Annotated in this window: 11 protein-coding genes and 2 tRNA genes; 4 read left to right on the plus strand and 9 right to left on the minus strand. The window is 71.0% G+C overall.

The window, feature by feature from the left end; all coding sequences use genetic code 11:
* Nucleotides 1–95: 95 nt before the first annotated feature.
* Nucleotides 96–4,679: a hybrid sensor histidine kinase/response regulator gene (locus AC6F7H_RS13865; protein ID WP_500757314.1), complete on the minus strand. Its 4,584-nt coding sequence runs from the start codon at nt 4,677–4,679 to the stop codon at nt 96–98.
* A 413-nt stretch (nt 4,680–5,092) separates the two neighbouring features.
* On the opposite strand from AC6F7H_RS13865, the gene AC6F7H_RS13870 reads away from it, so the two are divergent.
* The 3 genes from AC6F7H_RS13870 to AC6F7H_RS13880 all read left to right on the plus strand — a co-directional run bounded on the left by AC6F7H_RS13870 (nt 5,093) and on the right by AC6F7H_RS13880 (nt 6,154).
* Nucleotides 5,093–5,183, plus strand: a tRNA-Ser gene (locus AC6F7H_RS13870).
* 189 nt (nt 5,184–5,372) lie between these two features.
* Nucleotides 5,373–5,445, plus strand: a tRNA-Arg gene (locus tag AC6F7H_RS13875).
* Nucleotides 5,446–5,608: 163 nt separating this feature from the next.
* Nucleotides 5,609–6,154, plus strand: a complete 546-nt coding sequence (locus tag AC6F7H_RS13880; RefSeq protein ID WP_500757315.1) for a YcxB family protein — start codon at nt 5,609–5,611, stop codon at nt 6,152–6,154.
* Here AC6F7H_RS13880 and AC6F7H_RS13885 read toward each other — a convergent pair.
* The 7 genes from AC6F7H_RS13885 to AC6F7H_RS13915 all read right to left on the minus strand — a co-directional run bounded on the left by AC6F7H_RS13885 (nt 6,151) and on the right by AC6F7H_RS13915 (nt 11,971).
* The gene (locus AC6F7H_RS13885; RefSeq protein ID WP_500757316.1) at nt 6,151–7,434 is read right to left on the minus strand and encodes a site-specific integrase; all 1,284 of its coding nucleotides are present in this window, start codon (nt 7,432–7,434) and stop codon (nt 6,151–6,153) included. The two genes, AC6F7H_RS13880 and AC6F7H_RS13885, sit on opposite strands and share 4 nt — an antisense overlap.
* Nucleotides 7,434–7,616, minus strand: coding sequence for a helix-turn-helix domain-containing protein (locus AC6F7H_RS13890; protein ID WP_093781320.1), 183 nt, complete (start codon nt 7,614–7,616; stop codon nt 7,434–7,436). Before AC6F7H_RS13890 ends, AC6F7H_RS13885 begins: the two co-directional genes overlap by 1 nt.
* Complete coding sequence (locus AC6F7H_RS13895; RefSeq protein ID WP_500757317.1) at nt 7,613–9,100, minus strand: replication initiator; 1,488 nt, start codon at nt 9,098–9,100, stop codon at nt 7,613–7,615. Before AC6F7H_RS13895 ends, AC6F7H_RS13890 begins: the two co-directional genes overlap by 4 nt.
* 157 nt (nt 9,101–9,257) lie before the next feature.
* On the minus strand, nt 9,258–9,959 hold the full coding sequence (locus AC6F7H_RS13900; RefSeq protein ID WP_453756536.1) for a DUF2637 domain-containing protein: 702 nt from the start codon (nt 9,957–9,959) through the stop codon (nt 9,258–9,260).
* 46 nt (nt 9,960–10,005) lie between these two features.
* A complete protein-coding gene (locus AC6F7H_RS13905) occupies nt 10,006–11,424 on the minus strand; it encodes an FtsK/SpoIIIE domain-containing protein (RefSeq protein ID WP_500757318.1) in 1,419 nt (472 codons plus the stop codon).
* Nucleotides 11,421–11,618, minus strand: coding sequence for a hypothetical protein (locus AC6F7H_RS13910; RefSeq protein ID WP_500757319.1), 198 nt, complete (start codon nt 11,616–11,618; stop codon nt 11,421–11,423). The genes AC6F7H_RS13905 and AC6F7H_RS13910 overlap by 4 nt, the downstream gene beginning before the upstream one ends.
* Nucleotides 11,615–11,971, minus strand: a complete 357-nt coding sequence (locus AC6F7H_RS13915; RefSeq protein WP_109376497.1) for an SCO3933 family regulatory protein — start codon at nt 11,969–11,971, stop codon at nt 11,615–11,617. Before AC6F7H_RS13915 ends, AC6F7H_RS13910 begins: the two co-directional genes overlap by 4 nt.
* A 185-nt stretch (nt 11,972–12,156) precedes the next feature.
* Here AC6F7H_RS13915 and AC6F7H_RS13920 point away from each other — a divergent pair, with 185 nt between their 5' ends.
* Nucleotides 12,157–12,573 (plus strand): GntR family transcriptional regulator, encoded by a 417-nt coding sequence (locus tag AC6F7H_RS13920; protein WP_453756533.1) that lies wholly within the window; start codon nt 12,157–12,159, stop codon nt 12,571–12,573.
* Here AC6F7H_RS13920 and AC6F7H_RS13925 read toward each other — a convergent pair.
* Entirely contained in the window at nt 12,542–12,685 is a 144-nt protein-coding gene (locus AC6F7H_RS13925; RefSeq protein ID WP_500757320.1) for a hypothetical protein, read from the minus strand. The genes AC6F7H_RS13920 and AC6F7H_RS13925 overlap by 32 nt on opposite strands.
* Between the last annotated feature and the right edge of the window lie 77 nt (nt 12,686–12,762).

Genomic DNA, 12,762 nt, shown 5'->3' on the forward strand with positions numbered 1-12,762 from the left:
CGCTCAACGCCCCTGACGCCTGACGCCGTTACGCACCACAGCCGCACCGGGTGGGGACGAACCCCGGTCCGTCCCCACCCGGCTTGCGCCGTCGCTCAGTTGGTGCCGATGCGGGCGAGCAGGTCGACGATCCTGTCCTGCACCTCGTCGCTCGTGGACCGCTCCGCGAGGAACAGCACCGTCTCGCCGGAGGCCAGCCGCGGCAGGTCGGCCTGTCCGACGGCGGCGGTGTAGACGACGAGCGGGGTGCGGTTGAGCTGCCCGTTCGCCCGCAGCCAGTCGATGATCCCGGCGGACCCGGTCTGCTGCCGACGCACCTGCATCAGGTCCATCACCACCAGGTTCGGCCGGAACTGCCCCGCCAGCGTCACCGCGTCCGCATCGCCCGCGGCCCGCGCGACCTGCATACCGCGCCGCTCCAGCGTCGCGGTCAGCGCCAGCGCGATCTCCGCGTGCTCCTCGATCAGCAGCACCCGCGGCGGATGCTGCTCGCTGTCACGCGGCGCGAGGGCCTTCAGCAGTACGGCGGGGTCGGCGCCGTAGGCGGCATCGCGCGAGGCCTGCCCCAGCCCGGCCGTGACGAGCACCGGAACCTCGGCGGCCACCGCCGCCTTCCGCAGTGACTGGAGCGCCGTCCGGGTGATCGGCCCGGTCAGCGGGTCCACGAACAGCGCGGCGGGGAACGCCGCGATCTGTGCGTCGACCTCCTCGCGCGAGTTCACGATCACCGGCCGGTAGCCGCGGTCGCTCAGTGCCTGCTGCGTGGCGACGTCCGGCGCGGGCCACACCAGCAGCCGACGCGGGTTGTCCAACGGCTCCGGCGGCAGTTCGTCGTCCATCGGCTGCGGACGCGGGGGGTCCGCCACCTCGACGGCCCCGCCCGGCCCGTCCAGCGGTTCGGGGCCCTCGGCCGCGTCCGCGTCCGGCGCCCCTATCGCGTACGAGCGTCCCGTGCCCTCGGTCGTCGGCGCGAGTAGTGGCTGCCCGGCAGGCGGGTGCTGTGGCTGCGACGGCGACGACGACTGCGGGGGCGACGGGGGTTGCGCCTGGGACTGCTGTGCCTGTGCCGGTGTCTGTGCGCGCGCGGGTGCCTGGGGCGCTGCCTGCGCCCGCCGCTGGGCGGGGGCGGATTCGGCTGTCGCGTGCGGGCGCGCGCCCTGTTCGTGGTCCGCGGCCGGGTCGGTACGTGTGCCGAGCTTGCGGCGACGGCCCGAGCCGCCCGGCTGATGCGGGGGAGGTGTGGCCGCCGGCAGCGGCTGCTGGACCTGGACGGCCTGTCGGGTGAACGGCACGCCCTGCCCCAGAGTGCGCACGCTGAACGCACGCCCCTGCGTCGAGTTCGGGTCCACCGGTGCCGTCGGTGCCGGCGCCTCCACCGGTAGCGGCTGAGGCTGAGGCTGAGCAGCCCGCTGCATGGGCACGGGCGCGGGTGCGGCCTCGGGGGGCAGCGGGGTGCCCGGTGCGGGCGCCGCCACACCGCTCGGCGGCACGGGGGCGCCCTGCGGCGGCACGGGGGCGCCGGCGGCGGGCCACGGTGGCTGCGCGGCCGGGGTGCCGTCGGGCGGAGTTCCCTGACCCGGCGCGGCCTCGGCGGGCAGCGGCTGGGCGACGGAAGCGGGCTGCTCCGCGGCCGGGGCGGCGGGCTGTGCCGGGACCGGCGCGGCGGGCTGGGGCATCGGCTGACCGCCGGAGGCCGCCTGGGGCTGATCGGCCGGTGCCGGCACCGGTGCCGGTGGCTGTACCGCTTGTGCCTGCGCCGGTGCCTGCACCTGAGGCATCCGCCCGGGGACGGCGGTGCCCCGACCGTGCACAGGTTCGCCCTGGGGCGGGACGGCCGACGGAGGGGTCGTGCCCTGTGGCGGTACGGGCATGCCCTGCGCGGGAATCGGGGCAGCCTGCACGGGCGGCACCGGTTGAGCCGGAGCCGGGACCGGCGTCGGGGCCTGGGCCTGGGCCGACACCGGCGCAAGGCCCGCGCCCTGCTCGGCCGGCTGGGCGACGGCGCGACGGCGTCGGCCCGTCGGGGCGCTGGTGGGATGCGGCTGCGGCGGGGTGTGATCGTCGGCCTGGTCCTGCGGGACGGCGTCATGGCGCCCGTCGAGCAGGGCGTCACCGGAAGCGGCCGGTCCGGGAAGCGGCACCGGCACCGGGCCCTCCTGCGGACCCTCGACCACCCCGGCTTGCTCCCCCTGGTCCGCTTCGGCGGGCGGCAGCGCGAACACCGTACGGGGCGCGGCCTCCTGCGCCGCCGCCCGCTCGGTGGCCGCCGCCAGCGCCCGCCGACGCCGCCCGGTCGACTGATGCTGTTCTTCCTGCTCCTGCGCCTGGTCCAGGCCCTGAGCGGCCTGTGCCGTTCCGTCCGCACTGTCCGCAGCGGGCAACGCGGGCGGCAGGGCGTGCTGCTCACCGGAGGCCTGTCCGGCGCGCAGCCCTCCGGAGGGGACGGGTACTCCCTGCGGCGGTACGGTCCCGCCCAGCCCCGTGTTCGAGGCGGCGGACCCCGCCGCGGACTCGGCGGCCGTGACGACAGCCCCACCGACCGCACCGACCACACTCGCACCCGGTACGGCGGCAGCGGCCTCCGCGCCCTCGGCCGGTCGCCCACGACGCCGCCCGGTCCCGCCGGACACCACCACCGCGCCCTCACCGGACGCCTGAGCCGGAAGCCGCGCGGGCTCCGCCGGTGCCGCCGCCCGGCGCCTGCGCCGACCGGTGGGGGGCGCCGCGGCCTCCGCACCGGAGCCGGAGCCGTCCTCGGCCCCCGGCACCCCGCTCTCCAGGAACGCGTCCACCGAGGCCCGCCGGGCCCTCCGCCGCCCGCCACCGGAACCCCGCTGACCGCCCGCGGTCGAACCGGCCTCCTCGGCCGAGGCCTCCGCCGACGCCGATCCCGGTCCCGATCCCTGCGAAGGCACCGGAACAGGCGGTACGGCCACCGGCACCGGCGCTTCCTCCGGAGCCTCCGCAGGCCCCCCGGAAGTCAGCGCGAGCTGCCCCTGACCTGCGGCGACGGCACCGGCTCCGCCCCCGATGGGCACTTCGAGGACGAACGCGCTGCCGCTCATCCCCGGCACCTCGTGCGTCTGCAGCACACCTCCGTGCGCCCGTACGATCCCGCGCACGATCGGCTCGTGCACCGGATCGCCGCCGCTGTACGGCCCGCGCACCTCGAGGCGTACGACCTCACCGCGCTGCGCCGCCGCGACCACGACCGTGTTGTCCAGGTAACCGCCCGCCGACACGCGGGTGTTGCCGGTGGCGTCGACGCCCGCGACGTCCGCGACGAGATGTGCGAGGGCGGTGGCGAGCAGCCGTGAGTCGACCTCGGCCTCGATGGGCGGCGCGTGCACGGCGAACTGCACCCGGCCCGGCCCGATGAGTTCCACGGCCCCGTCGACACCGGCGGCGACGACGGCGTCGAGCATCACCTTCGTACGGGTGATCCCCTCCGTCCCGGCGTCGAGCCGCTGGTAGCCGAGGACGTTGTCGATGAGGGTGGTGATCCGGGAGTAGCCGGCCGACAGGTGGTGGAGCACCTGGTTGGCCTCGGGCCACAGCTGGCCGGCGTCGTCCGAGGCGAGCGCGGTCAGTTCGCGGCGCAGTTCCTCCAGTGGACTCCTGAGCGACTGCCCGAGCAGGGTGAGGAGCTGTTCGTGCCGACCGGAGAGGGCCTCGTAGCGGTCCTTCTCCCGCTCGCCGAGCGCGGCGTACCGCTCCTCGTTCGCGGCGAGTTCCTCGGTGTGCGCCTCGCGCAGCTCCTCCAGCTCGCCGACGTGCTTCTGGCGCAGGGCGGTGAGTTCGGAGGCGTGCTCCTCGGCGAGCCGCTCCAGCTCCTCGGCGTGCTGCCGCTCGGCCTCCTCCTTCTCCTTGACGACCGCGTCGTAGGGCCGCCGGTCGGTGAAGGTCATGACGGCGCCGACGAGCTGGTCGCCGTCGCGCACCGGCGCGGTCGTCAGGTCGACCGGCACCTTGTCGCCGCTCTTGGAGTACAGCACCTGCCCGCGCACCCGGTGCTTGCGCCCGGAGCGCAGGGTGTCCGCGAGCGGGGACTCGCCGTACGGGAAGGGGGAGCCGTCGGCGCGCGAGTGGAGGACGAGGGTGTGCAGCTCGCGCCCGCCGAGGTCACTGGCCCGGTGCCCCAGTATCTGGGCGGCGGCCGGGTTGACCAGGACGATCCGTCCGTCGGTGTCCGTCCCGACGACGCCCTCCGCGGCGGCCCGCAGGATCATCTCGGTCTGCCGCTGCGAACGCGCCAGCTCGGCCTCGGTGTCGACGGTGCCGGACAGATCGCGTACGACGAGCATCAGCAGTTCGTCGCCGGTGTAGCCGTAGTTGTCGTAGGCCTGCTGGCCGGTCTCCAGATTCGCACTGGTGACCTCGACCGGGAACTCGGTCCCGTCGGTCCGCCGGGCGACCATGCGCGTCGGCTTGGTACGGGCCCGCGGGTCGATGTGGTCCGGCCGGCGCATGGAACCGGGGATGAGCTTGGAGTCGAACTGCGGCAGCAGATCGAGCAGCCCGCGCCCCACCAGCGCCGTGCCCGGCGTCTCGAACGCCTCGAGGGCGATGGTGTTGGCGTTGACGACCGTCCCGTTGGCGTTGACCAGCACCAGGGCGTCGGGAAGCGCGTCCAGTATGGCTGCGAGGCGAGCAGTGCCTCGGGATGGCCTGCTGCTCACGAGACGCTTCCTCCCTGTTCCGCTACGTGCCGACCGCGCGGGCCATCTTGCCAACCGGCCCGCGACGTGTCACCCGAGGGAGTCTAAGGGTTGGGATTGCGCTCGCGATGCCGGATGAGACCGAGGTCGCACGTAACGTGACGGGGATGTGACTGCCGGATCGCCGCACACCGGCACCGGCCTGCACCGACACCGCCAGAACCGTTGCGGGACCTCCACGCCTTTCCCCGGCGTGCCGATCCGGCCCCCCCCCCGCCGCGCCGGCGCCGCGCCCGCCACTCGCCGGTCGGAAGAGCTTTGCCCTGTGGCCACCCTGCCTAGTACCGTGGGGGGCGATTGGTGAGGGCACACGTGACTGTGTCATCATCGGCACGCACCACTTGATCCGCGCTCGCGCGCGGAGGGTTGTGCACGGAGGCGTCGCCTAGTCCGGTCTATGGCGCCGCACTGCTAATGCGGTTTGGGTCTTAAAGCCCATCGAGGGTTCAAATCCCTCCGCCTCCGCACCGTTTCGAAGCCCCGGTCCACCCGACCGGGGCTTCGTCGCATTCCCGGTCCTCCGTCCTTGTTTTCGCAGGTCACAAGGGGTGAGCCAAACGGATTTCACATGACGGCGGCGGTCATGTAATGTTCTTCCTGTCGCCGCGAGCGAGCCCAGCGGGCCCGGGAGCGGCGAGAAAACTGAAGACACAGGCACTCGTAGCTTAACGGATAGAGCATCTGACTACGGATCAGAAGGTTGCAGGTTCGAATCCTGCCGAGTGCACAGCAGACCAGAGGCCCTGTGGAGTGATCCACAGGGCCTCTGGCTTTTGCTTTGACGGCAGTCTCTGACGGCAACCGCGTTCGGGAGTGGATCAGGGGGTGTCCGGTGGATCTTGGCACGCGGCCCTGATCCACCGGACACCCCCTGGCTAGGATCCCTGCCCATGGACACCAGGGGTGGGGATTCCACAGACACGGACCGCGGTACGGCCGTGGAGTTCGTCTACCGGCTGACGGCCGCGGACTTCGAGGAGGCGCTCCGTGCGCGAGCCCGTCGAACACCGGCGGGCCGGGCCCAGGCGCTGATGGCGCCGCTGATGGCGGCAATCGGCGTGGTCGTCTTCGCGGCCTTCCTTGATGCCCCGCTGCCCGTGTGGATCATCTCTCTGGTGCTCTCCGTAGGCATCGCGTCCTGGGGCACCGTACGAGGACTGCGCACCATGGCCCGCCGGATGTTCAGCATGGTGCAGTCGTACGGGCAGTGCCGCATGGTGGCCGACGACCGCGGTGCGGTCACCACCGGTGAGCGGGCGTCCTTCAGCATGGACTGGACGGTGTTCCGGGAGTATCTGGAGACGCCGGGGCTCTTCGTGCTGCTGGGCGGCGACCGCGCGGCCGGAGTCGCCGTACTGCCCAAGCGGGACGCCCAGGACCCCGCGGACGTGGACCTGCTCCGGGCGATCCTGGACCGGAACCTGAAACGCCTCTAGACGGTTACGGGGACTCCGGCCGTGCCGTCGTCATCATCCGGCTCGTAGCCGTCACCTCTCAGCGCATCCCCGACGCGATCGAAGGCGGAGCGCTGGGAGTCGAGCCGTACGAAGGTGTAGATGTCCATGGTCACCCGGATCGAGCTGTGGCCCAGGACTTCCATGATCATGCGGGCATCGGCGCCCTGTTCGTGAAGCAGCGACGCGCACGTGTGCCGCAGGTCATGGAAGCGGACCTTACGGACGCCGGCGCGGGCGCACAGCGCCTCGAAGGACCGGTTCAGGTTGCGCGGCTCGATGGGGGTCCCGTTCTTCGTGGTGAAGACGAGACCCTGACCTGTCCCCTTCCAGTTGGCACCAGCGGCCTTCCGATCAGCTATCTGCTGCGCGCGCTGCGCACGGAGCGCCGTCACGCACTCGGCCGGCACGGCGACGCGGCGGGCTGAGCGCTGAGTCTTCGGCGCGACGATCAGCAGCTCACCGCCGACCCGTTGGAGCGCCTGCCGGACGGTGAGGACACCTTCGTGAAGATCCACGTCCGACCAGCGCAACCCGAGCAGCTCGCCGCGCCGCAGGCCGATACGGACCGCCAGCTCGTACGCAGCCCACAGCCGGTTCTCCCGGGCCGCCGCCAGGAGCTGACGTCCCTCCTTGGCTGTGAGCGGTTCGATCTCTCGCTTCGTGCCCATGCTCAGCTCCACGTTCCGGGCCACGTTGCGGGGCAGCTCGTCCTCACGTACGGCGTGCTGGAGGGCGGCCCGCAGGATCACGAGGAGGAAGCGCACGGTCCGGTCGGAGGGGAGCTTCTTGCAGCATCTGCCGAGGGCGCAGCAGCGCCGCTTGTGCTCCGGCCGCTTCTTGTCCTTGCCCTGCGCACAGCACTGGCAGGTGACGGCCGTCTTCGCGAGGAAGGCCCGGATGTCGCGGGCAGTGAGCCGTACCAGCTTCTTCCGGCCGAATTCCGAAGTGACGTAGTTGCGGACGAGGGACTCGTAGTTCACGTAGGTCGTCCGGCGGACCTTGCCCCTGGCGACGTTCGTCAGCCAGTAGGCCAGGTACTCAGCGATGGTCATCTTGTTGGTGGCGACCGGGAGACCGTTGAGGGAGTCGGCCTTGAGCTTGGTGAGCTTCTCGTGCGCGTCGTCCCAGGTCTTGCCGTAGACGCTGCGTCGCTTGTACGTGCCGTCCATCGTGAGGACGTACGCACTGCCCTCCCAGCGGCCGTCTTTGCGCTGGTAGATGGTGCCCTCGTTGTTGGCGTTCTTCTTCGGCTTGGCCATCAGGCGGCTTCCTGTTCGGTGCGGAGGGAAACGTAGGCGTCCACGGCGGCTTCGCTGATGCGTCGGCAGCGGCCGATCTTGAAGGAGGCGAGTTCGCGGGAGCGGATCAGGTCGTGGACCTTCCAGCGGCTGATGCCGAGACGCTCGGCGACCTGGTCCACGGTGAGCACGGCGGTCGTCATGCAGGCAGAGCCCTTTCGTGCTTGAGCTGTTGAGCCCAAGCGAGGTCGTGGCGGACTTGGGCAGCGAGCAGTTCCTCGCCGGGGCGGTAGCCGCTGCTGAGGTAGGTCCATGAGGAGTCGGTGACGAGGGCGGTGTTCTCGTCGTCGACGGGGAGGCCGGCGCGGATGCGGGCGGCTTCGGCTTGGGCGGTGCGCCAGGCACGGCGTACGTCGCGGAGTGCGCCGAGGGTGGTGGAGTAGGCGCGGGATTTGCTGGAGAAGTGGCCGCGGAAGCCGAGCATGTGGGCCCATTTCCAGAGCTTGAGGTCGGCGAACTCGGGCAGGTGGCCGAGGTCCCAGGCGGTGCGGATCATCTGGCGTACGTGCTGCTGTACGGGCAGGGCCTTGATGGGTTCGGCCTGTCCGGTGCCGTGGCAGTCGGTGCACCGGGCGTGGAGTCGGGCGGGGCCGCGTACGTAGCCGCGTCCGGCGCAGGGGCGGCACATGAGGGTGCGGTCCACGGTGCCTGCGCCTTCGGCGTTCTTGGTGGCGTACTTGGCGATGTATCCGGCGACCTTGGCGTCTGTGTACTCGGCGACCCTGGCGTCGGTGAGTTCGCCGTCGCCCAGGGCGGTGATGGGGTCGACCTTGTAGCGGCGGCCCCAGGCGATGACGCGTTCGCCGATGGCGTCGGACTCGATGGTGAGCCGGGCCCGCTCGATGGCCAGGCCAACGGCGACGCGGAGGGCGTCGAAGGTGGCCCAGGGCGGGGGCGGGGTGGTGTGGCCGTCGGGTCCGTCGAAGCGGATCACGGCGTGGAAGTGGACCAGGCCGCGCTTCTGGTACTCGGCGACCTTGGCGAAGGAGATGCGCAGGGTGGCGTTGAGCGCCTTCTGCGTCATGCCGAGGTGTTCGGCCAGGGCGCGGCGCAGGTAGGTGGTGAAGCGTGCCCAGAGCTGTCCGGCGTGGGCGTTCCACAGCACGGCACCGGTGTAGTCGTACGTTGCCGGGTTCAGCGGGGTGCCGAGTTCCGGGGCGTCTTCGGTGTGGGTGTCGCCGCAGGCGCAGGGGCGGGGCTTGCCCGCGTTGGTGGTGGGGCGGTTGTGAACGGGGCCGAAGGAGGGGGCGGTGAGGGTGACGAAGGCGCGGGGGTGGTCGCGGACGGTGTCGGAGACGTTCTTGCCGCCGGACAGCCCGGCCTTGATCAGGTGGTAGGTGTCGGCGGCGTAGATGCGGGAGCAGGCGGGGCAGCGGGTGGCGCGGCGGTTGCCGCAGGTGGTCAGCAGCCGTCCGGAGGGTTCGTCCTCGGAGCGGTAGGAGCGGACTACTTCCTTGGTGGTCTGGTCGGTGGTGACGGTCCAGCCATGGAGGTTGACGGGGCGGGTGCAGCCGCGCAGGTCGCGGACCTGCTGCTGTACGCGGTCGAAGTCGTGGGTGTTGGCCAGTTCGATCAGGTTCCGCAGGCCGGGGCTGATCACGTGGCGCAGGTCGAGGGGGCGACGCATGAGTGGTGGGGTCTCCTTTCTGGCGCGAGGGTGGGGCCCACGGGCAGCAGCCGGTTGCTGGTGAAGGCGTCCGAGTTGCTGCCCGCAGGCATGACGGATCGGGCCCAGAGGCGGGCGAGGGCGGGAAATGCCGGGATAGCCGGCGGCTGGGGCGGCGCTACAGGGCGGCGTGGAGGGCGGTGGCCATGGGCAGGCCGATGCCGAGCCGGATCTTGAGCTGAGCCGCCGTGATGGGGTTGCCGTGCTCGGAGTGGTGGGCCGCGGCGATGGAGCGTGCTTCGGTGAGCAGCGACTCAGGGACCTTGACGGCAGGAGCTGCCGGGGCCGGAGTGGCCGGGGCCGGTTCCGGCATGACGGGCGGTGCCGGCGTCGAGGAGGGTTCCGGCTCGGCCGGGGCCAGGTCGGGCGTTCGGGCCGGTTCCGGATCGACAGCGGAGGCCGGGTCGGCCGCATTGACGGCGACTGTGTGGAAGGAGCGCAGGAGCTGTGGGCCGACAGCTCCCCAGCCCAGGAGGAGCAAGGGGGCAACGGCGTCGACGGCAGCGCGGCCGTAGTGCCCGGCGACGATGGGTTCGGCGACGTTGAGGGCCAGGGTCAGCAACCCGGAGAAGTGCATCAGCCGGGTGGCCGCCTTCATCTGCTCGGGCGGGACGCCGCGCAGGGACAGGTAGCGCAGGGCGACCAGGAGCCCGACCACCGACAGGTCGACCATGGGGGCGATCAGGGGTGCGATGGGGGCGGGGACGCCCAGGCGCAGCGCCAGGGCCCAGACGTTGCCGAAGGAGAAGACGAACGCCAGGAGGGCGATGATGACCATGACCACGGTCACGGTGCGCTGGGTGATCCGGTCCTCAGACACAGGGATTCACCTCCTTTCAAAGGTCAGCCTGTAACGGGCGTTGTGGTCAGGCCGCCAGCGGCGGTACGGAGTCGTCGTCCGGGTCGTCCTTGGTGAGGTCGATGCCGGGGAGCTGGGCGGCGAGCAGGTCGTCCGGGTCAGCGGTGAGGTGGGCCGTCCGGGCAGCGACGTGGGCGGAGTCGTCCTCACCGACGTACGGGGTGCGCAGGCGGGTGAAGCCCTTCCGCCCGTTGGTCTTCATGACCGCCACGCCGACGTAGGCCGGCTCCTGCAGCAGGGTCGGGCTGGCATCGGGCCAGTCGCGGATGTCGTCGCCGAGGGCGGCCACGGCCGCGTCAGTGGTCTTCTGCGCGAAGGACAGGCCGACCGGGCACACGTCGCGGATGAAGGTCGGGATTGCGTCGCCCGTGCTCTTCTGCGTGGCGAGGATGACGAGGATGCCCACCGAGCGGCCCATCTTCACCAGCTCCTCCACCAGCCGGGCGTTCTGCGCGGCCAGGGCGGCGAGCTGCTTGGTCTCCTTGTCGGAGCCCTTGTGGTCGCGGAAGTAGGTGTGCGCCTCATCAACGATCAGCACCACCCACGGCCAGGCGACGGACGGGCCACCGTGCCACATGTCCTTGCGGCCGAGCACGGTCTTGATTGCAGTGGACCGGGCGCGGCGCAGCCGCACGAGCTTCCAGAACAGGGCGTTGGCTTCCTTCAGATCGCTTCCGACGAAGGCGAACAGGCGGCCCATGAGGTCGGCGTAGTCGCCTTCATAGGCGGCCATCACCTTGCCGTCCGCCACCGCGATCTGAACCGCCGGGGAGGGTGCGCAGTCGCAGATGAACCGGTTGATCAGCGAGGTCTTCCCGAAGCCGGGCAGGCCGGCCACGGTGACGCCCGGCACTTCCGCCAGGTCGACACTCACCGCCTGGGCGTACTCGTCCATCCCCAGGTTCCACGTCGCCAGCTCCTCCGGCATCTTCCCGGTGGGTGTGTGGGAGGTCTTGGTAATCAATGGGTCCACCCGCACCCCGCGGATGAGGACGTGGCCGGGCTTGTCCTGGGAGACGGACACCCGCGTGCACCGCCAGGCGTCCGCCAGATAGGGCGCAGCCTTCTGGAACTCCTCCAGCCCCACCTTCGGCAGGCAACCGGCCCTCACGACCACGCCGAACGGGTCGGGCTTCACCTTCAGGGCCGGTATCAGCACCCGGGGCTTGGGCGGCTTGCCGTCCGTGTTGGACAGCGACGCCATCGCGGTCGGGGTCTTGTCTGTCACGGACAGCCCCGCCATGGGAGCGAACCGCTTCCAGATCCGGCGTACCCGTATGGCCTGCCGGATGCTGGCTCGCATCATCGTGTCGGCCAGCAGGTAGCGGACCACCCACACGGAAGTCCATGCGACGAGGCCAGCCAATCCCACCCCTACCAGAACCGGGGCGTAGCCCATCACCTCGCTCATGTCGTGCAGGGTCACTTCGCTTCCTTCCTTTGCTTACGGAGTGCGGCCAGGGGATCGGCCCAGGGGACAGGAAGCCCGGTGATGATGAGGCAGATCTCCGCGTGAGCGGGGGCTTCACCGGGCGGGTAGCTCTCGTGCTCCCACACCGCCGCGACGCGCCGAAGCATGTCGTCGCGGCAGGTGCGGGAGGCGTCGACGGTGCCGGTCACGCCGCGTCAGCGGCAGGGGCAGGGAGGGCCAGGTCCAGGCGGTCAGCGCGGTAGGCGATGCCGTCCGAGAGCTGACCGTTGAAGATCCGGGCCCACGGGGTGGCGAACAACTCCACCGGCATCACCGGCATGCCCGGCTTCAGCCCGTTGGGGAGACCGGTTTCCGGAACGGTGATCTTCATCGCCTCGGCGCGGCCCTCCTCCATGAAGAAGAGGGTGATCGTGTAGAGCTTCGCGCCGGTCTCGCGGTCGGTGGCGAACTGGGTCTTCTCAGCGTCCGCGTACTTCGGCACCGGCAGGGTGCCGACCATGAACGACGCGGTGGAGTGCAGGCCAACACGGATACGAGCCATGGGTGTTACGTCCTTTCGGCAGGTGCTCCGCCGGGCGGCGAAGCGAGATCAACTGTGCACTACCTCCGATGGGTGCGTCAAGCGCCTAGCGCACATCGCACCTGCTTCGTACGGGAGTCGTGCGGAAGCAGGGGTGCATCAGGGACTTACTGCGGTAAGCGAGCCAGGCCCGCTACCCTCGGGCTATGAAGCTGCCCAAGGATTCCGACACTCCGCCGTACCGCTTGGTGGCCGAGGAACTACGACGGCAAATCCGCTCCGGGCGCCTCAAGCCGGGGGAGCGGGTCCCTTCGTCCCGCGACCTGGAGGCGACCTACGAGATCGCGAACATGACCGCGCGTTCCGCCCTGCGCATGTTGCGTGACGAAGGGCTGATCCACACCATGCCGGGTCGGGGCAACTTCGTCGCGGACCCCCTCCCCGCAGGGGCCGACCCGAAGGCCGGCACTCCCGAGACGGCAGGCAGCGGGCACATGCCCACGCCGGAATACCTCGAACTATCCGAACGAATCGATGCCCTAAGCACTCGACTGGACAACGTGATCGACGTCCTTATGGAGCGGCTAGGCATCAGCGAGGCGAAGAAGACGTCGAAGAAGTAGCGGCCTCCTTTTCGAGGACGCGACGCGCCAGGTCCTCCAGGAGCGCCACCTTTTCCTCGACCTTCTTGAGCTTCGCCGCGATAAGCGCCGCCTCGTGCTTGGTCATGTCCACCCGTTCGTTGTTGTGCCGTTGTCGCGTATCGAGTGCAGCCAACCGCTGAGGGCTTGCCCGAAGGCTTGCCCAGCGGT

Source organism: Streptomyces sp. MMS24-W38 (genome assembly GCF_059889265.1).